Here is a 21804-nt window from a genome sequence, read left to right on the forward strand (position 1 = left end):
CGAATTTCGAGACGCCGTCTCGTACAGCTTAGCCAAGATCGAGGCGAGAGCGTCGGCCTTGATATTTCAAAGCTTTCCGCCCTGGTTCACCCTGCGGAATGCGACGTTTCCATGCGCTCACCGCACACGGTTTGGTAACGCCTATGCAGGCGTATTGCAAAAATCGAGAAGCTGTTGCAAGAAGTGGAACGCAAGTGCGTTTGAACATACGCGACAACGTATCAAAAAATGACACCGGTGCCATTTTCTGCATCGGGAAGGGGAGAAAGAATTTCATGCGTCGCTCCACCCACAATCGGATTCTGTGCGCCGCCAGCGTGTCGGTCCTCGCGCTCATGGCCGCGCCGGCGTTCGCGCAATCTGACGCCGGCGCGCCCGTCGCGACCGCCCAGACCGGCGATGACGGCGTGACCGAAGTCGAAGACATCATCGTCACCGGCTTCCGCTCCAGCCTGCAGCAAGCGCTGAACATCAAGCGCGAAGAAGCCGGCGCGGTTGACACCATCCTGGCCGAAGACATCGCCGACTTCCCGGACCTGAACCTCGCCGAGTCGATCCAGCGCCTGCCGGGCGTCACTATCGACCGCGAAGGCGGCCAGGGCCGTACGATCTCGGTCCGCGGCCTCGGCGCCGACTTCACCCGTACCCGCATCAACGGTCTGGAAGCCCAGGCCGCCTACGGCAGCAACCGCAGCCGCGGCTTCGACTTCTCGATGTTCGCCTCGGAGCTGTTCAACAGCATCACCGTCCGCAAGACGCAGTCGTCGGAGATCGAAGAAGGCTCGCTGGGCGCGACCGTCGATCTGCAGACCGCCCGTCCGCTGGACTACAACCGCAGCGGCCTGACCTCGGCCCTGTCGGTGCAGGGCTCGTACAACGATCTGTCCGAAAAGACCGTCCCGCGTCTGGCCGGCCTGCTGAGCTGGGCCAACGAAGATCGCACCTTCGGCGCCCTGATCTCGGTGGCCTACTCGGAGCGTTCGCCGATCAGCGAGAGCTTCAACACCACGCGCTGGCAATCCGGCGATCCGTCGGCCGCCTACGGCGCCGGCAACAACTTCGCCAACTGCATCCCCTGCACCACCGCCGCTCAACGCAGCGACGTGCTCCGCGCCTACTATCCGCGCATCCCGCGTTACACCTTCGGCACCTTCGATGAAGACCGCCTGGGCGTGACCAGCTCGATCCAGTGGCGCCCGACCGAGCGCACCGAAGTCGCCGTCGACTTCCTGTGGTCGCGCTTCAACCAGGAAGCCGAGAGCCCGAACATCGAGGCCATCAGCTTCAGCCGCGCCGCCGGCGGCGTCCGCGAGACCATCGTCCGCGACTACGCCATCGACGCCTCCAAGAACATCCTCTCCTACGGCGTGTTCGACATGGTCGACATCCGCTCGGAGAACGGCTTCACCCGCGACGAGAGCAACTTCTACCAAGGCTCCCTGAACGTGAAGCACGAGTTCAGCGACCGCCTGCGCGGCCGCCTGAAGGTCGGCGCCAACAAGTCCGAAGCCCGCACCCCGTTCAACGTCGCCTACATGTTCGACGCGAACAACCAGAACGGCTTCACCTACGACTTCCGCGGCGACGACCGTCTGCCGATGATCAACTACGGCTTCGACGTCTCGAAGGGTGACCGCTTCACCCTGACCGAATGGCGCCGCAGCACCGGCGGCGCGAACTTCGAGAACCAGGTCGCGGCCGGCGCGCTCGAGTACGACCTGACCCCCGCCGTCACCTTCAAGGCCGGCGGCGAATACCGCACCTACGGCTTCGACACATTCGGCATGCAGCAGGCGGTTTCCGTCCTGTCGGGCGCCGACCGTATCGTCGGCGTGGGCAATGTCGGCAAGGTCGTCAGCATCGACGGCGGCCTGGACATCCCGAACGGCTCGAACCTGAGCTTCATCGTTCCTGACATCCAGAAGCTGAACGGCGTCGTCGGCCAGTTCAACGCTCCGCTGGTGCCGACCTACAACGGCATCCGTGAAGTGGAAGAGACCGACAAGGGCCTGTTCGCCCAGGCGGACTTCAACACCACGTTCGCGGACATGACCGTCCGCGGCAATGTCGGCGTCCGCTACGCCCGCACCGACATCGACTCCTCGGGCTTCCTGGACACCAACTACGTCACCGTCAAAAACAAGTACGACGACATTCTGCCGTCGTTCAACCTGGCTATCGAACCGCGTGACGACCTGGTCGTCCGCCTCGGCGCGGCCAAGGTGATGTCGCGTCCGGCCCTTGGCGACCTGACGCCGGGCGGCAGCCTGTCGACCCCGACGCGTCGCGTGTCCTACGGCAACCCGATGCTCAACCCGTTCCGCGCCACCAACTTCGACCTGTCGGTGGAATGGTACTTCCAGAGCGAAGGCCTGCTGGCCGCCGCGGTGTTCTACAAGGATATCGACAGCTTCATCACCACCGTCACCGAAATGGTGCCGTGGCGCAGCCTGGGTCTGCCGGACAGCCTTCTGGTCGGCACCCCGGCCTCGCCGGATGAAGACTTCGAAGTCACCCGCAAGGTCAACGGCGCCGGCGGTTCGCTGCACGGCATCGAGCTGCAGTATCAGCAGCCCTTCACCTTCCTGCCGGGCATCGGCAAGGACTTCGGCTTCATCGGCAACTTCACCTATGTCGACTCCGAGGTCGACTACGGCGCCTATGGCAAGAACCGCCTGACGGGCCAGTCGAAGTACGCCTTCAACACCACGCTGTACTACGAGAAGGGCCCGATGCAGGCCCGCGTCTCGGGCGCCTACCGCAGCCAGTATCTGCTGGCCTATCCGGGCGGCAACAACAACAGCGAGGAAGGCGTGCGCAGCACGTTCAACCTGGACGCCTCGGCGTCCTACCAGATCACCGACAACCTGACGGCGTCGATCGAGGCCCTGAACCTTACCGACGCTTACAACGACCGCTACGTCGACGAGACGAACCGGGTGTCGAACTACCGCCACTTTGGCCGCGAGGTCATGCTGGGAATGCGCTGGAAGTACTGATCCTTCCCCCTGAACTTCCGCGTTTCTACTCGGCCCGGAGCAGCATCTGCTCCGGGCCTTTTTCTTTGCTGATCGAGGAGGCGTGCGAAGGCGCCCCGCGGGAAATCCCGTGAAGTTGGAAGGGCGGCGGAGCGGCCTGACCTGCGTCAGGCGAAGGGACTTTGGAGTGCCAGGTTCGACGCAGGTCGTTCCGCTCCGCGCGACCGTGTCTGGGGGCTCCTCAGAGGACTTACAAATCTCCGAGCAGAGGCCCTGACGGGCGGGCCTTCTCCAGCGAGAAGGTCCCGGAATGCGTGGACGCCGGGGTTCCACGCCTGCGACTTCGACAGGGCCAATGAGGCTCGCCCGCCGACGCGCTTCCCGCTCGACCGCATCCCCGCCACGACCGGCGCTGGCCGAGCGCCCTTCCGTGCAGCGGAGACAGGGAGAGATTACGGGAGGTGTGGGAGGAGCGGATAAGTCTTCCCCTCTCCCCACTCGTGGGGAGAGGGTTGGGTGAGGGGCCTGCGGCGATTCCGCTTGCAGCGCCTTGCCCCTTGAAGCTCAGCGCCCCCTCACCCTTACCCTCTCCCCCAGAGGGGGCGAGGGGATAGACGGCTACCCCAGGCGACCGCGCAGACCGACGATGTTCTTGGAATCGGCGACCTTGGGCGCCTTGCCGTCGAGGCTGTCGATGCGGCAGTCGTTGAAGCGCCAGTTCTCGGCGTTGGCGATCGTGCCGGACTCACGCACGTCCCAGTCCAGCCCCTCGAAGGTGAAGTCCTTCAGCGGCGCCTCGGGATAGGCGGCGGCCTCGAAGCCGATCTTGGCGCCGACCGCCTTGACCTTGGACAGATGGACGTTGCGGATCCGTGGCAGGCCTTGCTCGCGGGGAACCGGCGTCGCCAGGGCGCGCCAGTGATCGGGGATCTGCGCGATCCCCTTGGGGATCTTCGCATAGCTGTAGTTCGGGTACCAGTTCAGGTTCACCCGCAGGACCGTGGCGACGTCCTGCATGAAGATGTCGTGCAGGCGGATGTTGGAGATCACCCCGCCCCGCGTGTGGCCGGACTTGAAGAAGATGCCCAGCGGCGTCGGGTATTCGATGCGCAGGCCGGACACCTCGATGTCCTCGAATCCGCCGGAGGTCTCGCTGCCGAAGGTCATGCCGGCCAGGGCGTCGCGGACCACGCAGTCCTTGATCTTCACCTGACGGCAGGGCCGCGCCACGCGCAGGCCGTCCCAGTCGCGCCCAGCCTTGATGCACAGGGCGTCGTCATTGACCGACAGGTCGCAACGCTCGACCAGCACGCGCTCGGAAGAGTCGATGTCGATGCCGTCGGTGGACGGCCCCCTGCCCCCGATGTTGTTGCGGATGATCAGGTCCGAGACCTTCACGTCGCGTGAGTAGCAGACGTGGACCGTCCAGAACCCGGCGCGCGTCAGGTTGAGGCCCGAGACCTCCACGTTGTCGGAGTCATAGACGTGGATCAGGCGCGGGCGGCGGCAGTCATAGTCCGCGGCCCAGCGCAGACCGCGCGGGTCATAGTCCCGGCGCATGGCGTAGTAGCTGTCCCAGAACGCCTTGCCGTCGCCATCGACGACGCCTTCGCCGGTGATCTTGGCGCCGCGCTGGCGATAGACGTTCAGCAGGGCCGCCGGCCAGTCCATCTCCACCCCGGCCACGCGGGTGCGGATCATCGGATAGGCCGACACGTCGGTCAGGCCGCGCACGGTCGCCCCGCGCCCGATCACCAGGGTGACCGCCGACTTCACGAACAGCGACCCGGTCAGATAGACGCCCGGCTTCAGCAGCACGGTCCCGCCGCCCTGGGTCGCGGCGGCGTCGATGGCCGCCTGGATCGCACGCGTGTCGATGGTCCGTCCGTCGCCCACCGCGCCGAAGTCGGACGCCAGGAAGGTGCGGCCGCCGGTCTGGGCCAGGGCCGGCGCCGCCGAAGCCAGGGCTCCGCTCAGGCCCAGTTGGAGGAGAGATCGACGGTGCATCGGCTGCCTTTCGGTACTCAGGAAAACGATGAAACGCCGACCCGCGCCGCCGGCCGATCACAGCCGGTTCAAGCGCCTTGAGCGTTTCCCACATTCTGTTCTTTCGTCTCACGATAGCGGACGATATGGTCAAGGCCAAGGCGGCCCCTCCCCAAGCGTCGCCGGAGGAAGAACACATGTCCCTGCCCCGCCGCGCCGGCCTCGGCCTGTCTCTCGCCCTGACCACGACTGCGCTGCTGTCCAGCCCGGTCCTCGCGCAGACGACCGCCGGCGCCCTGCCGCCCGGCGTGGAATCGGAGTGGCTGAAGGCCCGCCCGCGCCCGGCCCTGAACGTGGACGCCTCGCGCCTGCCCTCCCGCGCCGAGACCCTGGCCGCGATCGAATACGTGGCTTCCTCGCAGATCGCCGCCATGTCCAAGGAGCCGATCGCCCTGTCGACCGGCAGCAACCTGACCCAGATGTCGTCCAACTGGGTGGCGGCGACCTTCTATGTGGGCGCGGCGCGCCTGGCGCGGGTGTCGGATGATCCGGAGACCCTGCGCTTCCTGACCGCCGTGGCCGAGCACTACAACTACAGCGTCCGCGGCGCCCGCTCGGGCCCGACCATGTTGAACGCCGACGACATCACCATCGGCGACCTCTACGAGGAGCTCTATTCCCGCCGCGGCCAGGAAGGCGTGCTGATGCCCCTGCGCCAGCGGCTGGACTGGCAAGTCCCGCACCTGAACCGCTCGGCCGAGACGCCGGCCCTGGTCTGGTGGTGGGCCGACGCGCTCTACATGGCGCCCCCGGTCCTGGCGCGGATGTCGGCCATCACCGGCGATCCCAAGTATCTGGCCGCCGCCGACAAGGAATGGCGCCGCACCGCCGCCCGCCTGTGGGTTCCGGAAGAAGGCCTCTTCCTGCGCGACGAGCGGTTCAAGGACCGCCGCAGCGCCAATGGCCAGCCGATCTATTGGGCCCGCGCCAACGGCTGGGTGATGGGCGGCCTGGCCCGCTGGCTGGAATCCATGCCGGCCGATTATCCGGACCGCGCCTACTACGTGGACATCTTCCAGAAGATGGCCGCCCGCGTCGCCACCCTGCAGCAGGACGACGGCCTGTGGCGCGCCAGCCTGCTGGATCCCAAGGCGCATCCGGAAGCGGAGACGTCGGGTTCGGTGTTCTTCGTCTACACCCTGGCCTGGGGCATCAATCACGGCCTGCTGGATCGCAAGACCTACCTGCCGCACGTGCAGAAGGGCTGGGCCGCTCTGAACCGCACCGTCCTGCCCAACGGCCTGGTCGGCGCCGCGCAGAAGACCGGCGACCAGCCCGTCTCCACCAAGCCGGACGAGACCGGCCTCTACGCCACGGGGACCTACATCCTCGCCGGCCTTGAGGTCATGGACCTGCACGGCCCGGTCCAGAGCCTGCCGGAAGCCGAGCCCGCCCGCGACACGCCGCAGGTCATCGCCGCCACCACCCCGACCCCGCCGGCGCCGGTCACCGTCGTCGGTGAGGAAGAGAAGCGTCGCCGCGAAGCCGAGATGAAGGCCACCGCCGCGCTCGCCTATGACCCGGCCGTGCTGAAGCGTCCCTCGACCATCGAGCGCCTGACCCCGCCGCCGGCCGACCAGCAGGCGCCGCGCGCCGTCGTGCGCTTCGCGCCGGATCGCCTGGACGACCTGCTGTGGGAGAACGACAAGGTCGCGCACCGCATCTACGGCCCGGCGCTGGAAGCGCGCGAGTCCCCGTCGGGCTCCGGCATCGACGTGTGGGCCAAGCGCGTGCGCTACCCCTACATGGACCGTCAGCTGAAGTTCCCGAACTACCACATCGACCGTGGCGAGGGCCTGGACTTCTACGACGTCGGCCGCGGCCGCGGCGCCGGCGGCCTGGGCGTCTGGTACGACAACAAGCTGTGGACCAGCCGCAACTTCTCAAAGTACCGCATCGACAAGACCGGCGGCGACGAGGCCAAGTTCAGCGTCGACTACCGCCCCTGGCCAGTGGACGTGACCCGCAAGGTCTGGGAGACGCGCGACTTCTCGCTGCCGCTGGGCTCCAGCTTCACGCGCATGACCTCGACGCTTAGCTCCGACACCAAGGACCCGCTGGTCGTGGCCATCGGCATCTCCAAGCGCCGCAACGACGCCGGCGCGGGCTTCGTGACCAAGGACGCCAAGGGCGGCCGCCTGATGTTCTGGGAGCCGAACAATCCCGAGCACGGCAGCCTGGGCATCGCCATCCTGGTCGACCCGGCCACGGTCGAGGGCTTCACCGAGGACGCCGACAACTACCTGATCCTGGTCCGCGTCACCCCCGGCAAGCCGTTCACCTACTACATGGGCTCCAGCTGGGATCGCGGCCTCGACTATCGCAGCCGCGCCGAGTGGGAGACCTTCGTCGGCGAGCAGCGCCTGGCCTTCAAGCCGTAAGGCGCCGCTTCCGGACGGCCTGTGCGCCCTGAAGCTGGACGTGGGCTCCCCACTCCGGCTTCAGGGCGAAACATTCGCCGAACAAGCGAAATCTCCGAAGATTCGGGCCGTAACGGCGGCTTTGACCATCTTCGCTGCACTGCAAACATACTGAAAGTCCGCGACTTTTTACCAAGACAGCGCTGTCATGGTTTTCGCCCCGGCTTAGGTCGCTATGTTGGCACCCAAGGCGGGCGTTAGTCCTGCCCAATGAGACGCAGGAAGTTTTATGCAGACACATGGGCTGGAGGCGAACACGCCTCCGACTAAACACGCACGCCTTTTGGCGTGGGTGCAGGACGTCGCCGCGCTGACCAAGCCGAAGGCGATCCACTGGTGCGACGGCTCCGAAGCCGAGTGGACCGCGCTGACCGACGAACTGGTCGCGCTGGGCACGCTGAAGCGCCTGAACCCCGACCTGCGGCCGAATTCCTTCTACGCCGCCTCCGATCCCCGCGACGTCGCCCGGGTCGAGAGCCGGACCTTTATCTGCTCGCAGGACCAGGCCGACGCCGGCCCGACCAACAATTGGCACGACCCTGCCGAGATGCGCGAGACGCTGAACGGCCTGTTCGACGGCTGCATGCGCGGGCGCACCATGTACGTGGTCCCCTTCTCCATGGGCCCGGTCGGCTCGCCGATCAGCGCCTTGGGCGTCGAGATCACCGACAGCGCCTATGTCGCCGCCTCGATGCGGGTGATGACCCGCATGGGCAAGGCCGCCCTGGACGCCATGGGCGACGACGGCTTCTTCGTCCCCGCCGTGCACACCTTGGGCGCGCCGCTGGCCGAAGGCCAGGCCGACGTGCCGTGGCCCTGCAACGACGAGAAGTACATCGTCCACTTCCCCGAAAGCCGCGAGATCTGGTCCTACGGCTCCGGCTACGGCGGCAACGCCCTGCTCGGAAAGAAGTGCTACGCCCTGCGCATCGCCTCGGTCATGGCCCGCGATGAAGGGTGGCTGGCCGAGCACATGCTGATCCTCAAGCTGACCTCGCCTCAGAACCAGGTCCGCTACGTGGCCGCCGCCTTCCCCAGCGCCTGCGGCAAGACCAACATGGCCATGCTGCAGCCGACCCTGGACGGCTGGAAGGCCGAGACCGTGGGCGACGACATCTGCTGGATGCGCTTCGGCGACGACGGCCGGCTGTACGCCATCAATCCGGAGGCCGGCTTCTTCGGCGTCGCCCCGGGCACGGGCGTGCACACCAACCGCAACGCGGTCGATACGCTGCACGCCAACTGCATCTACACCAATGTCGCCCTCACCTCGGACGGCGACGTCTGGTGGGAAGGCCTGACCGCCGCCCCGCCGGAAGGCCTGACCGACTGGAAGGGCCGCGCCTGGACGCCGCAATCGGGCGAGCCCGCCGCGCATCCGAACGCCCGCTTCGCCGTGCCCGCCGGCCAGTGCCCGGTGATCGCCAGCGAGTGGGAAGACCCCAAGGGGGTGCCGATCTCGGCCATTCTGTTCGGCGGCCGCCGCGCCTCGGCGGTGCCCCTGGTGACCGAGGCCTTCGACTGGGAGCATGGCGTGTTCCTGGCCTCCAACGTCGCGTCGGAAGGCACGGCGGCGGCGGAGAACAGCATCGGCGAACTGCGCCGCGATCCCTTCGCAATGCTGCCGTTCTGCGGCTACAACATGGGGGATTACTTCAGCCATTGGCTGAAGGTCGGGGCCTCGGCCGATCCGGCCAAGCTGCCGCGCATCTACTTCGTCAACTGGTTCCGCAAGGACGAGAACGGCAAGTTCGTCTGGCCGGGCTATGGCGAGAACAGCCGCGTGCTGAAGTGGATCGTCGACCGCCTGGAGGGCCAGGCCGACGCCGTCGATACGCCCATCGGCCGCCTGCCCGCCCAGAAGGACCTGGAGCTGTCCGGTCTCGACCTGACCCAGGCGCAACTCGACCTGCTGCTGACCGTCGACCCGACGATCTGGCAGGCGGAAGCCGCCCTGATCCCGCCGGCCTACGAGAAGTTCGGCGAGCGCCTGCCCAGCGCCCTGTGGGGCCAGCTGGACGCCCTGAACGCACGCCTGGCCAAGGCCGGCCAGACCCGCGCTCTGGAAGACGCCTGACAGCCTGATCGAGGTTGGAAGGGCGGCTTAGGGGAGCCGCCCTTCCATTTCCCCGACCGGGGAGCGGGTGTACTCTCCGTCGAAGCCCTTGATCCCATCCGTCGCCCAGGTCCTCCATGGGCGCCACGCCCCTGCGACCGACGAAGAAAATTGCGCGACTAATGTCGGGGGAAATGCGCGACCCTGGCTACTTCTCCACCACTGTCCGCTTTGGATGGACGCAAAGCGGCAGGACCAAGGTCGCTACGAAGCCGACGCCGGGCTCAACCTTGACGTCCACGCGGCCATGCCGGCCAAAGCGCGCGGCCAGCCGTCGGCGGATATTCTCCATTCCCGTTCCTTCTCGGACCACGCCGTCGGCGGAAGGGCCGTCATCCTGAACCTTGAGGAACAGCACGTCATCCTCGCTCCACGCGCTGATAGCGATCAGGGTTTCGCGCTCGGGGTCGTTGACGCCGTGCTTGACGGCGTTCTCGATGATCGGCTGCAGGATCAGGCTCGGGACCTGGGCTGATAGAAGCTCGGCCGGAATATCGACCTCCACCTTCAGCGCCTCGAAGCGCACGCGCTCGATATCGAGATACAGGCGTTGAAGCGCGACCTCCTCTTCGAGGCGGACATCCTGCAGCGGGTCCTTGGCCAGGGCGCCGCGGAAAAAGGCTGCGAGGCGCACCACCATCTGGTCAGCCGCAGTATTCCGGCGGTCGAGGATCAGCGCCGAGATGGCGTTCAGCGTGTTGTACAAAAAGTGCGGATTGATCTGGTAGTGCAGCGCGCGGATCTCAGCCTCGCGCGCTGTGATTAGGGCGCTGGCCAGCTGACGCTCCCGACGCTGGGCGACCCGCTCGGACTCGAAAGTCGCGACAATGGCGACCCACAGGACGAACCAGCTGGAAAAGTAAATCGTGTCCCAGACCGTCCGCACCCAAGAGGTCTTCTTCAACTCCGGCATCATGACCGGCGTGTAGAGTTCGACGAACCGGAGGGCGCTGGAATAGGCCATGGCGAAGACCACGACGGTCACGAACGTCGTCGCCCACAGCAGCCATCGTGATCCGCGCGACGCCCATCGCACCGCGCGCCACTGGAGGATGTTGAGGATCGCGCCGATCGCGACCACCGGAATCTCCCCCAGCCAATACTCACGAGCCAGGGGCATGCCGTTGAGGTAGTTGAGGGCGTTGGCCCAAACCTCGATCGCCAGCCAGTAGCCGATCGCCAGCGCCGGCATAACGAGCCAGTCGCGGCGACGTGCGGCCCCGCTTGCAACGAAATCTTCCGTGGTCATGCTTTCGTCGCGCGATTTGGTCTGTTCGTGACGCTACAGATGTCTCTGGATGGCCGGGCGGCGTGGGTTTTGCGACGAACGGACGAACTGGTCGATGAACGCGAATGGACTTGCGTGGGACGGCCGTCAGATTTCAACGAGTGTTTCAGGCACAGGCTTAAGGTCGGGCGAGGAGTCCGACACAACAGTTTGGAAGACATATGCTTTCTGTGATCGCGGTCGATGACGAGGCCCTGGCGCTGCGCCGGCTCGAGATTGCGATTTCGCAGATGCCCGATGCGTCGTTGATCGGTAAGGCGCGCAGCGGCCGCGAGGGGCTGGAGCTGATCCGGCAGCTGCGCCCCGATGTCGTGCTGCTGGACATCCAGATGTCCAGCTTCGGCGGCTTCGACCTGGTGGACAGCCTGGCTCCCAACGAAGTTCCGTTGATCATCTTCGTGACCGCGTTCGAAAGCTTCGCGGCCCGCGCCTTCGAGGTGAGCGCCGTGGACTATGTCCTCAAGCCGGTCGAATTCGACCGCCTCAGCGCCGCCCTCACCCGCGCCCGCCGCAACCTGCATCTGGCGACGTCCGAGCAACGGGCCTCGGAGTTGCGCGAGGTCGTCGCCCGGCTGCGGGGGCGCAACGAGGCCGAGGCGGAGCCGGACGAGAAGTACGCGAAGGAGTTCTGGGCGCAGCGTCGCGGCGACTTCGTCCGGGTGCCCGTTGATCAGTTGGATTGGGTCGAGGCGGAACGCGACTATGTCCGCCTGCACGCGCGTGGACATTCCTACATGCTGCGGGGCACGCTCGCGACCATGGAATCCCGCCTCGATCCGGATGTCTTTGTCCGCATCCGCCGTTCCGCCCTTATCCGCGCCGACCGCATCGAGGCGATCCGCAAGCCGAACTACGGCGACTATCGCGTGGTCCTGACCTCCGGCCGGGAGCTGCGCGTGGGCAAGACCTACCTCCGCGCCATCCGCGGCCTGATGGCGACGACCGCCGGCCTGCGCGCCTGACCGGCGCGTCTGTTGTTCGTGCATCCGTCGGGCCCCATCCCTTGGACAACTGGAGCCCGAAGGTGAGCGCGATCTGAAGCCGAGGCGTCGGATTTTCGACGAACGACGATCATCGAGCGACCAACAGCCTGGAGCGGCTGAAGGCTTAGGCGGCCCAAGGTGATAGTTTGCAAGCGAACAAAAGCGGCCACGCTTGTTTCCAACTCAACTCCGGATATCGACGTGCAGATTGTCCACGACAAACCCGCCGCCATCATACAGGAGATGCGGCGACGCTCTCTTCGATGGAGCAGGCGGCGAAGCGTGATCTTCCTCCTGGGGATGTCGGCGTTGTTCTGGCTATCGCTGCTGATCACCATCAGCTGTGCGCGCCACTAGGCATGAACATCCTCAGGCGCTGGTCGATACCAGGTCAATTCCAGTCTCAGCCCGTCGGTGTCCGTCAGAAAGACGCTCAACGCATCTCCGAAATCCTGGATCGCGGGCGCGGTGAGTCCAGCGGCGGCATAGCCCTGCAGGATGTCTTCGAACGTCTGCTGCGACGGCGCACTGAACGTGAAGTGGTTTAGGCCCGGACCGCCCCGCGCGTACGACCTCGGCGCGGGCGAAGGGATCCTCGTCCGGCGTGTTCAGCCGCGTGCCCGACCAGCCCGCCGCCCGCAAGGAGGTCTCGATCTCAGCCTGAGCGGTGAGGGGCGTGATGAACGTGCCGAACGCCGCAGCGGCCAGAACCCGCTTTACAAGCTCAGAGCTCCCGTCGCTCAGCAGCTGCGGAAGCAGGCTGACGAGGCCGGCATGGCGGCGGCGGGGGTCAGCGCCGCGCAGGGCGCGGCCCTGTTCGCGATCGAACGGTCCCCGGGGCTTTCTCAGCGCGAGGTGGCCAAGGCCAGCAGCAGGAGTTGGCGGTCACCACCATGGTGTCGCGCCTGTTGGCGGCGGAGCTGATCACCCGCACGCCGCGCAGCGACGATCCGCGGACCCTGTCGCTGGATCTCACCGACAAAGGACGCAGCGCCCTCGTCCGCCTGCGCGCCGAACTCGATGCGATCAATCGCACGATCGAGGAGACGCTGGCTCCAGGCGAGATGGAAATGCTCTGCCCCGTTCTGGAACGGCTGGCCGCGAACAACTAGGCCGCCCCGGACCAACTCCGGCGCGGCGAAAATACGGGGAGCCGCGCCTCACGACGCGCGGCTCCCGTCAAACTAGGCGAGCACCACCACAACGACGCGGCGGTTCTGGGCGCGGCCCTCACGGTTATCGTTCGGCGCCACCGGCGCTTCGGCGCCGTAGGAGATCGAGGCCATCCGGTTCAGCGGCACGCCGCTCTTGTTCAGGAACTTGCGGACGGCTTCAGCACGGGCTTCGCCCAGCTTCTCGTTATAGTCCTCGGCGCCCGTGGCGTCGGTGTGGCCCTGGATTTCCAGATAGACGTTCTTGTTGTCAGCCTTAAGCTTTTCAGCGAACTCTGCCAGACGGGATTCCGCCTCGGGCGACAAGGCCGCCTTGTCGACCGGGAACTTCACGCTGTCGTCGGACAGGACCATCGAATAGACGAACTTGCCTTCCGCCAGCTTGCCGGCGGCGGTGGCCCGCTGCAGGGCTTCGCGGGACGTGCGGTCGAGTTCGGCGATCTGGCCGTCATGCGCCGAGACGCGGGTCTCGACCTGACCGACCTGGGTGTTCACGTACTTCTTGGTGGCGCAACCGCTGACCGCGACAGCGCCGGCAAGCATCGCCACGGCGATCATGCCCTTCGATTTGAGCTGCATCGAATTCTTCTCCCAGTTTTCGAGCTTGGGAGCTGGCCGTGTACTGCGACAGGCCGAGCTTCCAACATCTCGATCCCGACAGTGCAAAACGGCGCTTTAGTGGCGACTTGTTGGCGAGAGCCGCACCTAGACAGCAAATATCGACCAAATTTACAGTCACGCTTGGAGGAGACTTCGCGCGAACGCCACAGCGTCTTTGGTGTTCCCTGGATAATGCGATTTTCTTCTCGCACCACCTCGTCGCCAAGACGAAAACTTAGACTATCCCCTATCACCTACATGTCGGCGCGCACGCTGGTCTCACCCTGAAAGAGCTCAAAAAGGTCGCAGATGCTCCAATCGCTTGCGGCGCAAGGCTCGGCTTGTTATTGCAAATCGTTCTCATAAAGCCGCGCGTCACTCGGCGCTCCTAGGACCAGCCCTCTTTCGCGATGAGCCAAGCCAAGACCTCCAGCCAAAGCCGTTCCTTTTGGCTCAAGCATCTGCACAACTGGCACTGGATCAGTTCGGCCATTTGCCTGGTCGGCATGATTCTGTTCGCGGCCACGGGCATCACCCTGAATCACGCCGCTCTGATCGAGGCCAAGCCGAAGGTTACCGTCAAGGAAGCGGTGCTGCCGGACGACATGATCGCCGCGCTGGCGGTCAATGCGCCCGCCGAGAAAGGTCCGCTGCAGGCGCCTGTCGCCAAGTGGATCGGCAAGACCATGAAGGTCGACGTGACGGGACGCGAAGGCGAATGGTCGGAGGACGAGGTCTATGTCGCCCTGGCCCGCCCCGGAGGAGACGCCTGGATCAGCGTCGACCGGGTCACCGGCGACATCTCCTATGAGAAGACCACGCGCGGCGTGGTCAGCTACCTGAACGACCTGCACAAGGGCCGCAACACCGGCCCGGCGTGGATGTGGTTCCTCGACGTCTTCGCGGTCGCCTGCCTCGTCTTCTGCATCACCGGTCTTTGCCTGCTGCAGATGCACGCCGGGGCGCGGCCCAGCACCTGGCCGATGGTGGGACTTGGGATCGTCATCCCCCTGCTCCTCGTCATCCTGTTCATTCATTCCTGACGGAGTACTCGCCCATGCGGAAAGCCCTGCCCGCCCTGGCTCTTGGGAGCCTCGCCGCCACTCCGGCCCTGGCGGCCGACCTGAACGTGACGGTGGAGATCCCCCGCCTGTCGGTGGCCGAGTATCACCGCCCTTACGTCGCGATCTGGCTGGAGCGCCCCGACCAGACCGCCGTCGGCACCTTCGCGGTCTGGTACGACACCAAGCTGAAGAACAACGAAGGCGAAAAGTGGCTGAAGGATATCCGCCAATGGTGGCGTCGAGCTGGCCGTGAAATGAGCTTCCCGGTCGATGGCGTCACCACCCCGACCCGCGCGCCCGGCCGCCACACCATCAACTTCAATAGCGCCAAGGGGCCTCTGAAGGGCCTTCCGGCCGGCGAGTACATGCTGGTCGTGGAAGCCGCCCGTGAAGTCGGCGGCCGCGAACTGGTCAAGGTTCCGGTCCAGTGGCCGCCCAAGGCCGCCAAGACCACCAGCGCCAAGGGCGCGACCGAGCTGGGCGCCGTCACCGTCGTCGCCAAACCCTAAGGGAGCCGAGACCATGAAGAACACCCTGCGCCTGGCGCTGACCGCCGCGATCATCGCCGCCGCCCCGATGGCGGCCCACGCTCACCGCATGTGGATGCTGCCGTCGGCCACCGTGCTGTCGGGCAATGACCCGTGGCTCACCGTGGACGCGGCCGTGTCCAACGACCTGTTCTACTTCGAGCACCAGCCGATGCGCCTGGACGGTGTAAAGGCCTTCGCGCCGGACGGCACTGAAGCCAAGATCGAGAACGCCTCGACCGGCCGCTATCGCTCGACCTTCGACGTCCATCTGACCCAGAACGGCACCTACAAGGTGACCACCGGCGGCGACATGCTGAGCGGCTCCTACAAGGTCGGTACGGAAACCAAGCGCTGGCGCGGCGTGCAGCCGGAAATCCCGGCCGGCGCGACGGATGTGAAGGTCAGCCAGAACCAGCGCCGCCTGGAAATCTTCGTGACCAAGGGCGCGCCGACCACCACCGTCCTGGCTCCGACGGGCAAGGGCCTGGAACTGGTTCCGGTCACCCACCCTAACGACCTGTTCGCGGGCGAGGAAGCCACCTTCAAGCTGCTGCTGGACGGCAAGCCGGCCGGCGACGTGGAAGTCGAAGTGGTCCCGGGCGGCATCCGCTATCGCGACAACCTCAACGACTTCAAGGTGAAGACGACCGCCGACGGCTCGTTCAAGGTGAAGTGGCCCGAAGCCGGCATGTACTGGCTGGAGGCCGGTGTTCGCGGCGGCGCGGCCTCCGTGCCGAACGCCGAACGCTCGGCGACCTACATCACCGTCCTCGAAGTCCTGAAGCCCTAAGGTGAAAGCCGGCGACGGCCCGTCCGTCGCCGGTTCATCCTCCCCGATGAACCGTGTCCTTGTTCCTCAGATCGCCGTCGCGCCTTTGCGGCCGGCGGGTTCGCTGCTCAGTCTGGGCGGCGAGACGATGGGCACGACCTGGTCCGTGAAGCTGGTCGATGGCGGCGTCGCCTCCCGCGCGGAGATCGACGCCCTGATCACCGAACGGCTGGATCAGGTGATCGCCGAAATGAGCACCTGGGATCACGGATCCCTGGTCAGCCGCTTCAACGTCGCCGAGAGCTGCTCCTGGCACGCCATGCCGACGGCCTTCGCCAGGGTTCTGGCCTGCGCGCTGGACGTGGCCGAGGCCAGCGCAGGCGCCTTCGACCCCACCGTGGGCGGCGCCGTGGACCTGTGGGGCTTTGGTCCCAAGGTGGTGGCCGAGGCCCTGCCCTCCCCCGCTGAATGCCAGGAAGCCGTCGCCTCGATCGGCTGGCGGCGCGTTGTCATCGACGCTCTAGGCCGGCTGCAGCAGCCCGGCGGCCTGCGGCTGGACTTCTCCGGCATCGCCAAGGGCTTCGCGGTGGATCACATCGCCGACGGCCTCAAGGACCTCGGCGTTCCCTCCGCCCTGATCGAGATCGGCGGCGAGATCTTTGGCTATGGCGTCAAGCCGGACGCCCAACCTTGGTGGATCGAGCTGGAGAACGCCACCGAGGTCGAGGGCGGCCGGTTCGTGGTCGCGGCTTGCAATCTGGCCGCCGCGACATCGGGCGACTGGCGGCGGCGCTTCCGTCACGCCGGCGCCTGGTACGGCCACACGCTCGACCCGCGCACCGGCCGCCCGGTCATCGACCCCGCCGCCTCCGTCACGGTCCTGCACGACAGCTGCATGCGGGCCGACGCCGAAGCCACCGCCATAACCGTCCTCGGCGTCGAGGCCGGCCTCGACTACGCCGAACGCCGAGGTCTGGCGGCCGTGATCGTGGCCCGCTCGGCGTCCGGCTACGATGAACACATGACATCCGCCTTCGCGGCCATGCTCGACGATGAGTGATCTGCCCGCCCTGACTTCGGAACGCCTGCTGTGGGCGACCGCCGCCATCCTGGCCTATGTGCTGTTCTGCGTCGGCGTCGCCGTGCGTCGCGCCCTGCTGCGCCGTCGCGCGCGGCGGGAGGCGGACGCCCTGGCCGGCGGCGGCGAAGCGGTGCTGGTCGTCTACGCCAGCCAGACGGGCTTCGCCGAAGACCTGGCCTGGACCACCGCCAAGGCCCTCCAGATGGGCGAGGTCGGCGCCCGGGTCCTGTCCATCAGCGACCTGACCGCCGAAGACCTGGCCGGCGCCAAGCGCGCCCTGTTCGTGGCCAGCACCACCGGCGAGGGCGACGCGCCCGATCCGGCCGCCCGCTTCGTCGGCCGGGTGATGAAGGCGCAGCCTGATCTGAGCGGCCTCAGCTACGGCTTGCTGTCCCTGGGCGACAGCTCCTACGTCCAGTTCTGCGCCTTCGGCCGTCATCTGGACGCCTGGCTGACCGAGCGCGGCGCCGCGCCGCTGTTCGACCGGGTGGAGGTCGATGACGGCGACGAAGGCGCCCTACGCCACTGGCAGCACCAGCTCAGCGCCATCAGCGGCGTCACCGACGCGCCCGACTGGAGCCGTCCGGCCTATGAGAGCTGGCGCCTGGCAGAGCGTCGCCTGCTCAATCCGGGCAGCCAGGGCGGCGAAGCCTGGCATGTGGCGCTGGAGCCCGTCGAGGGGACCGCCGTCTGGGCGGCCGGCGACATCGTGGAGATCGGCCCCCGCCGTGGTCCGGACGAGCCGGCGGACGCCCCCGCCCCGCCCCATCGCGAGTATTCCATCGCCTCGGTCCCGCTGGATGGCCGCATCGAGCTGATCGTCCGCACCATGACCCGGCCCGACGGCGGCTTCGGCGTCGGATCGGGCTGGCTGACCAAGCATGCGAAGGTCGGCGGCGACATCGACCTGCGGATCCGCGCCAACCGCGCCTTCCACGCGCCGGAGCCCTCGCGCCCGCTGATCCTGATTGGCGCGGGCACCGGTCTGGCGGGCCTGCGGGCCCACCTGAAGGCCCGGGCCGCGGCTGGGGCCAACCGCAACTGGCTGGTGTTCGGCGAGCGCAGCGCCGCCCGGGACTATTTCCACCAGGCCGAGATCGACGCCTGGATCGCCGGCGGCGTGCTGGAACGCATCAGCCTCGCCTTCTCGCGCGATCAGGCGGACCGGATCTATGTCCAGCATCGCCTGGCCGAGGCGGCGGACGACCTGCGGCTATGGGTGTCCCAGGGCGCGGCGATCTATGTCTGCGGAGGGATCGAGATGGGCAAGGCGGTCGGCGCGGCCCTGACCGACATCCTCGGCGCTCAGACCATGGCCGAGCTGACAGAAGACGGCCTTTATCGCCGGGACGTGTACTAACGGCTACTCGTCATCCACGTGGACCTTGCGGAAGCGGCCCTGCAGATAGACCAGCGGCTCATGCGCGGGGTCGAAGCGGACGCGCAGGATCTCGCCCACGATCACCCGGTGGTCCCCGGCGTCGAAGGCCTGGCTGATCCGGCACTCGAAGTTGGCCATGCAGTCGTCGATGATCGGCGCGCCCGTGCCCCAGGTCTCCAGGCCCACCCCGGCGAAGCGATCGTCGTCGCGCTGCACGAACTGGCGGGCCAGGGCCTGCTGATCGGCGTGCAGCACATTCACGACGAAGGCGCCGCTGGCCTCCAGCCCCTGCAGGCTGAAGGAGTTCAGATCGACGCAGATCAAGGCCAGCGGCGGATCCAGCGAGACGGAGGCGAAGGAGTTGACAGTGAAGCCCAGCTTGCGCCCTTCCGGGCACAAGGCCGTAACGACCGTCACCCCAGTGGTGAAACAGCCGAACGCATCACGAAGCGCCCGCGCATTGGCGAGGGCGTCCTGGTCAAGCTCGACACGGGTTCCGCTCATGCCACCCTTTGAGACGAAAGCGTCGTCGGTCGCAAGACGTCAGCCGGCCTTGCTGAAAGTGGCGGCCAGGATCGTCTCGATCCCTTGCTGATCCACCGTGTCGAAGGCGGCGGGCTGGTCGGAGTCCACGTCGAACACCGCCAGCAGGTTTCCGGTGGCGTCGAACACCGGCACGACGATCTCGCTCTGCGAACGTCCATCGCAGGCGATGTGGCCCGGAAAGGCGTGAACGTCCTCGACCAGTTGGGTCAGGCCCGTCTCCGCCGCCGCGCCGCAGACGCCGCGGCCGAACGCGATGCGCAGGCAGCCCAGGGTCCCCTGGTACGGGCCAACCACCAGTTCGCGCGGCTTGAGCGGATCGACCACGTAGAAGCCGGTCCAGAAATAGTGGTCGAAGCTGTTGGCCAGCATCGAGGCCACCGTGGCCATGCGCGCGGTCAGGTTCGTCTCGCCATCAAGGACGGAGGCGACCTCGACGGCCACCTCGGCGTAGCGGGCGGCCTTGTCGGTCGAGAGGGTGAGGTCGTTGAATGCTTCAGCCATGGCCACGCATATAGGCAGGCCTCACGCCGGCGGCGAGTTCCGAATTTGAATTGGTTGCCCGAACCAGGCGACCAACTCCGAAACCAGCTGGATCTCCACCGTGAATTCCGGCCCCAGCTGCCAGGGGATCACAGCCGAGACGGTCACGCGTTGCGTCCGCCCCGCATGGGTGACTTCGGATGACACCGGCAGGTGAATGGCGTCGGGATAGGCCTTCACCCCCTCCGCCCCAACAGCGTTGAGGCCAAGGTTCACGGCGCCGTAGCCGGCGCTGGAGCTCAGCCACGAACCCGGACCGGTGTTGGCGACGTCCAGCACGGCGGTGAAGATGCGCTGTTCCGGCTCGAAGCTCTGCTCCACCAGCGACATGCGGCCGTCGAGCTGGTCGGCGAACCGGCTGTTGGCGTCCAGCGTTCCCGCCTTGCGCAGAACGAAGACACGCTTGTCATAGCTCTGCTGCATCAACTCGCGGCCGAGCTTGTAATAGGTCCACGGAGCCAGCAGTCCGCGAAGTCCGCGGTTGAAGCCCTCAAGGCTCATGGTCACCGGATGGTCGTTGAAGATCGCCATCTCGATGCCCACGAACCCGGCCCTCTGGGCGGCCGCCCAGATATCCTCGATGACGACATCGTTCTCGATGACCGCGAAGTCACGCATCTCGGCCTGCGACGTCTCGGTTCGCGAATGGCGTGGTCCCGGCTCGTGGAAGATCGCCAGGCCGCCGGGCACGAGAACCCGGTGGAACTCATGCAGATAGGCGGCCTGGTCGGAGACGTGGTGGAAGCTGTCGAAGCAGATCAGCCGATCGACCGAGCCGTCTTCGAGCGGCACGGATTTTTCCTCGCGGATCGGCTCGAAGCGGATGTTCTGGGTACGCAGCAGGGGATGCTCGTCGACGAACCGTCGAGCCATATCCAGCCCGGCGTCGGAGATATCCAAGCCGATCGGTCGGCAGTTCATCATCGACAGGGCCGCGCTCAACCAGCCCGCCCCGCAGCCGAAATCGGCCACGGTCAGGCCCGGCTTGAACTTGCCGGCCTTCAGCACAGCGGCGAAACCCGACAGGGTCGCCGCCGTGTCGTTCACCTCATGGAACGGCTTGCGGAAATGGTGGTCCCACGGCCTGTCGATGGTGCGGAAATACTCGTCCGCGCGCCTGACATGGTCCTCGAAGGGATAGGCCTCGATCAACTTCTTCACGTCGATGAAGCCGGACGCGTCCGTATAGAGGTGAGCGGCTTCGAAACGGGAAGGCTGAGTCATCGGGGCTCCATAAAGCTGCACTAAAAGCGGCCCAACCCCCGCGCCGCCTACGTCCGCAAAGCCGGCGAAGCAGGGCCTTACGCAGGCGAGTGAATATCATGACGTACTTGGGAATTGGTAGGCCCGGAGGGACTCGAACCCCCAACCAGACCGTTATGAGCGGTCGGCTCTAACCATTGAGCTACAGGCCCCCAAGGCTGCGTCGCCGCAACCGAAGGGGCGGGTTACCATGGGCTGCACGCGGGTTAAAGCTCCGGTTCATGTTGCAACGCTCAGGTTGCGCTCGTCGTTACGGCGGACCACCGCCCTTGGAGAGACATCGATGAAGACCCTGTTCCGCGCCGCCGCCCTCGGGGCGCTGCTTGTCACCGCCGGCGCGGCCTCCGCCGCCAGCGCTCAGACCGTGCTGACGGCCGCCGACGTGCAGTTCAAGGCCACGACCCTAAACCTGTCGGCCTTCGGCGAAACCCGCGTGGCGCCGGACATGGCCGCCATCACCCTGGGCGTGAACATCGAGGCCCCCACCGCCGCCGAGGCGATGAAAGCCAACGCCGCCCGCATGAGCCAGGTGGTCGCCGCCATCAAGAAGGCCGGCATCGACAGCCGCGACATCCAGACCTCCGGCCTGAACCTGAACCCGCAGTACGCCTATGAGCAGAACCAGCCTCCGAAGCTGACCGGCTATCAAGCGGCCAACCAGGTGACGATTCGCGTGCGCGACCTGGCCAAGCTGGGCCAGACCGTGGACGCCACCGTCACCGCCGGCGCCAACACCATCAACGGCATCAGCTTCGGCCTGACCGACCCGAAGGCCGCCGAAGACGCCGCCCGCCGCGAAGCGGTCAAGGCGCTGGAAGCCAAGGCCGCGCTCTACGCCCAGGCCACCGGCTACAAGCTAGTCCGCCTGGTGTCGCTGAACGAGTTCGGCGGCTACGCGCCCGAGCCCCCGCGTCCGATGATGATGATGGCGGCCAAGCGCGAATTCGCGGACTCCACGCCCATCGAGGGCGGCGAGCTGCGGGTGCGCGTGGACGTGTCGGCGACCTATGAGGCCGCCCGCTAAGCT

General features: G+C 66.6%; 19 protein-coding genes and 1 tRNA gene. 12 read left to right on the forward strand and 8 right to left on the reverse strand.

Annotation, left to right across the window (positions count from 1 at the left end; translation table 11 throughout):
- Positions 1-28 precede the first annotated feature (28 nt).
- A complete protein-coding gene (locus ABOZ73_RS02035; protein WP_369060294.1) occupies positions 29-277 on the reverse strand; it encodes a hypothetical protein in 249 nt (82 codons plus the stop codon).
- Between ABOZ73_RS02035 and ABOZ73_RS02040 the strand changes: the two genes are divergently transcribed.
- Positions 276-2999, forward strand: a complete 2724-nt coding sequence (locus ABOZ73_RS02040) for a TonB-dependent receptor (RefSeq protein ID WP_369060296.1) — start codon at positions 276-278, stop codon at positions 2997-2999. The two genes, ABOZ73_RS02035 and ABOZ73_RS02040, sit on opposite strands and share 2 nt — an antisense overlap.
- A gap of 597 nt (positions 3000-3596) precedes the next feature.
- Here the strand turns inward: ABOZ73_RS02040 and ABOZ73_RS02045 are convergent.
- Entirely contained in the window at positions 3597-4985 is a 1389-nt protein-coding gene (locus ABOZ73_RS02045) for a glycoside hydrolase family 28 protein (protein ID WP_369060298.1), read from the reverse strand.
- A 176-nt stretch (positions 4986-5161) separates the two neighbouring features.
- Between ABOZ73_RS02045 and ABOZ73_RS02050 the strand changes: the two genes are divergently transcribed.
- Entirely contained in the window at positions 5162-7405 is a 2244-nt protein-coding gene (locus tag ABOZ73_RS02050) for a glycoside hydrolase family 88 protein (RefSeq protein ID WP_369060300.1), read from the forward strand.
- A gap of 268 nt (positions 7406-7673) precedes the next feature.
- On the forward strand, positions 7674-9521 hold the full coding sequence (locus ABOZ73_RS02055) for a phosphoenolpyruvate carboxykinase (GTP) (protein ID WP_369060302.1): 1848 nt from the start codon (positions 7674-7676) through the stop codon (positions 9519-9521).
- A gap of 187 nt (positions 9522-9708) precedes the next feature.
- On the opposite strand, the gene ABOZ73_RS02060 is transcribed toward ABOZ73_RS02055, so the two are convergent.
- Entirely contained in the window at positions 9709-10809 is a 1101-nt protein-coding gene (locus ABOZ73_RS02060) for a sensor histidine kinase (protein ID WP_369060303.1), read from the reverse strand.
- Positions 10810-11009: 200 nt separating this feature from the next.
- Here ABOZ73_RS02060 and ABOZ73_RS02065 point away from each other — a divergent pair, with 200 nt between their 5' ends.
- The 3 genes from ABOZ73_RS02065 (at position 11010) to ABOZ73_RS02075 (ending at position 12943) form a co-directional block, all read left to right on the forward strand.
- Positions 11010-11810 (forward strand): LytR/AlgR family response regulator transcription factor, encoded by an 801-nt coding sequence (locus ABOZ73_RS02065; RefSeq protein ID WP_369060304.1) that lies wholly within the window; start codon positions 11010-11012, stop codon positions 11808-11810.
- Positions 11811-12094: 284 nt separating this feature from the next.
- Positions 12095-12379, forward strand: coding sequence for a hypothetical protein (locus ABOZ73_RS02070; RefSeq protein ID WP_369060306.1), 285 nt, complete (start codon positions 12095-12097; stop codon positions 12377-12379).
- A gap of 330 nt (positions 12380-12709) precedes the next feature.
- Complete coding sequence (locus ABOZ73_RS02075) at positions 12710-12943, forward strand: MarR family winged helix-turn-helix transcriptional regulator (protein ID WP_369060308.1); 234 nt, start codon at positions 12710-12712, stop codon at positions 12941-12943.
- Positions 12944-13015: 72 nt separating this feature from the next.
- Here the strand turns inward: ABOZ73_RS02075 and ABOZ73_RS02080 are convergent, their stop codons facing one another.
- Positions 13016-13582, reverse strand: coding sequence for an OmpA family protein (locus ABOZ73_RS02080; protein WP_369060310.1), 567 nt, complete (start codon positions 13580-13582; stop codon positions 13016-13018).
- Positions 13583-14013: 431 nt separating this feature from the next.
- Between ABOZ73_RS02080 and ABOZ73_RS02085 the strand changes: the two genes are divergently transcribed.
- Genes ABOZ73_RS02085 through ABOZ73_RS02105 form a run of 5 tightly spaced genes read left to right on the forward strand, consistent with a single transcriptional unit; the run spans position 14014 to position 18407 of the window.
- Complete coding sequence (locus ABOZ73_RS02085; protein ID WP_369060312.1) at positions 14014-14646, forward strand: PepSY-associated TM helix domain-containing protein; 633 nt, start codon at positions 14014-14016, stop codon at positions 14644-14646.
- Positions 14647-14660: 14 nt separating this feature from the next.
- Positions 14661-15176 carry a DUF2271 domain-containing protein gene (locus tag ABOZ73_RS02090; RefSeq protein WP_369060313.1) on the forward strand — a complete coding sequence of 172 codons (516 nt, stop codon included), beginning with the start codon at positions 14661-14663 and terminating at the stop codon, positions 15174-15176.
- A 13-nt stretch (positions 15177-15189) separates the two neighbouring features.
- On the forward strand, positions 15190-15987 hold the full coding sequence (locus tag ABOZ73_RS02095; RefSeq protein WP_369060315.1) for a DUF4198 domain-containing protein: 798 nt from the start codon (positions 15190-15192) through the stop codon (positions 15985-15987).
- Between the two features lie 46 nt (positions 15988-16033).
- Positions 16034-17026 (forward strand): FAD:protein FMN transferase, encoded by a 993-nt coding sequence (locus ABOZ73_RS02100; RefSeq protein WP_369060317.1) that lies wholly within the window; start codon positions 16034-16036, stop codon positions 17024-17026.
- On the forward strand, positions 17019-18407 hold the full coding sequence (locus ABOZ73_RS02105) for a sulfite reductase subunit alpha (protein ID WP_369060318.1): 1389 nt from the start codon (positions 17019-17021) through the stop codon (positions 18405-18407). Before ABOZ73_RS02100 ends, ABOZ73_RS02105 begins: the two co-directional genes overlap by 8 nt.
- A 3-nt stretch (positions 18408-18410) precedes the next feature.
- Here ABOZ73_RS02105 and ABOZ73_RS02110 read toward each other — a convergent pair whose 3' ends face one another.
- The 4 genes from ABOZ73_RS02110 to ABOZ73_RS02125 all read right to left on the reverse strand — a co-directional run bounded on the left by ABOZ73_RS02110 (position 18411) and on the right by ABOZ73_RS02125 (position 20929).
- A complete protein-coding gene (locus ABOZ73_RS02110) occupies positions 18411-18932 on the reverse strand; it encodes a flavin reductase family protein (protein WP_369060319.1) in 522 nt (173 codons plus the stop codon).
- Positions 18933-18971: 39 nt separating this feature from the next.
- Complete coding sequence (locus ABOZ73_RS02115; RefSeq protein ID WP_369060321.1) at positions 18972-19475, reverse strand: GAF domain-containing protein; 504 nt, start codon at positions 19473-19475, stop codon at positions 18972-18974.
- 21 nt (positions 19476-19496) lie between these two features.
- Complete coding sequence (locus ABOZ73_RS02120; RefSeq protein WP_369060323.1) at positions 19497-20738, reverse strand: class I SAM-dependent methyltransferase; 1242 nt, start codon at positions 20736-20738, stop codon at positions 19497-19499.
- Positions 20739-20853: 115 nt separating this feature from the next.
- Positions 20854-20929: transfer RNA gene (locus tag ABOZ73_RS02125), tRNA-Ile, on the reverse strand.
- A gap of 131 nt (positions 20930-21060) precedes the next feature.
- Between ABOZ73_RS02125 and ABOZ73_RS02130 the strand changes: the two genes are divergently transcribed.
- Positions 21061-21801: an SIMPL domain-containing protein gene (locus tag ABOZ73_RS02130; RefSeq protein ID WP_369060325.1), complete on the forward strand. Its 741-nt coding sequence runs from the start codon at positions 21061-21063 to the stop codon at positions 21799-21801.
- Positions 21802-21804: the final 3 nt, after the last annotated feature.

It is taken from the genome of Caulobacter sp. 73W, from assembly GCF_041021955.1.
Lineage (GTDB): Bacteria > Pseudomonadota > Alphaproteobacteria > Caulobacterales > Caulobacteraceae > Caulobacter.

Coding starts and splice junctions, on each gene's coding strand:
- ABOZ73_RS02090 (WP_369060313.1), top strand. CDS start 14,661: ATGCGGAAAGCCCTGCCCGCCCTGGCTCTTGGGAGCCTCGCCGCCACT.
- ABOZ73_RS02085 (WP_369060312.1), top strand. CDS start 14,014: ATGAGCCAAGCCAAGACCTCCAGCCAAAGCCGTTCCTTTTGGCTCAAG.
- ABOZ73_RS02130 (WP_369060325.1), top strand. CDS start 21,061: ATGAAGACCCTGTTCCGCGCCGCCGCCCTCGGGGCGCTGCTTGTCACC.
- ABOZ73_RS02100 (WP_369060317.1), top strand. CDS start 16,034: ATGAACCGTGTCCTTGTTCCTCAGATCGCCGTCGCGCCTTTGCGGCCG.
- ABOZ73_RS02110 (WP_369060319.1), bottom strand. CDS start 18,932: ATGAGCGGAACCCGTGTCGAGCTTGACCAGGACGCCCTCGCCAATGCG.
- ABOZ73_RS02080 (WP_369060310.1), bottom strand. CDS start 13,582: ATGCAGCTCAAATCGAAGGGCATGATCGCCGTGGCGATGCTTGCCGGC.
- ABOZ73_RS02045 (WP_369060298.1), bottom strand. CDS start 4,985: ATGCACCGTCGATCTCTCCTCCAACTGGGCCTGAGCGGAGCCCTGGCT.
- ABOZ73_RS02055 (WP_369060302.1), top strand. CDS start 7,674: ATGCAGACACATGGGCTGGAGGCGAACACGCCTCCGACTAAACACGCA.
- ABOZ73_RS02115 (WP_369060321.1), bottom strand. CDS start 19,475: ATGGCTGAAGCATTCAACGACCTCACCCTCTCGACCGACAAGGCCGCC.
- ABOZ73_RS02040 (WP_369060296.1), top strand. CDS start 276: ATGCGTCGCTCCACCCACAATCGGATTCTGTGCGCCGCCAGCGTGTCG.
- ABOZ73_RS02060 (WP_369060303.1), bottom strand. CDS start 10,809: ATGACCACGGAAGATTTCGTTGCAAGCGGGGCCGCACGTCGCCGCGAC.
- ABOZ73_RS02120 (WP_369060323.1), bottom strand. CDS start 20,738: ATGACTCAGCCTTCCCGTTTCGAAGCCGCTCACCTCTATACGGACGCG.
- ABOZ73_RS02050 (WP_369060300.1), top strand. CDS start 5,162: ATGTCCCTGCCCCGCCGCGCCGGCCTCGGCCTGTCTCTCGCCCTGACC.
- ABOZ73_RS02095 (WP_369060315.1), top strand. CDS start 15,190: ATGAAGAACACCCTGCGCCTGGCGCTGACCGCCGCGATCATCGCCGCC.
- ABOZ73_RS02070 (WP_369060306.1), top strand. CDS start 12,095: ATGGAGCAGGCGGCGAAGCGTGATCTTCCTCCTGGGGATGTCGGCGTT.
- ABOZ73_RS02105 (WP_369060318.1), top strand. CDS start 17,019: ATGAGTGATCTGCCCGCCCTGACTTCGGAACGCCTGCTGTGGGCGACC.
- ABOZ73_RS02065 (WP_369060304.1), top strand. CDS start 11,010: ATGCTTTCTGTGATCGCGGTCGATGACGAGGCCCTGGCGCTGCGCCGG.
- ABOZ73_RS02035 (WP_369060294.1), bottom strand. CDS start 277: ATGAAATTCTTTCTCCCCTTCCCGATGCAGAAAATGGCACCGGTGTCA.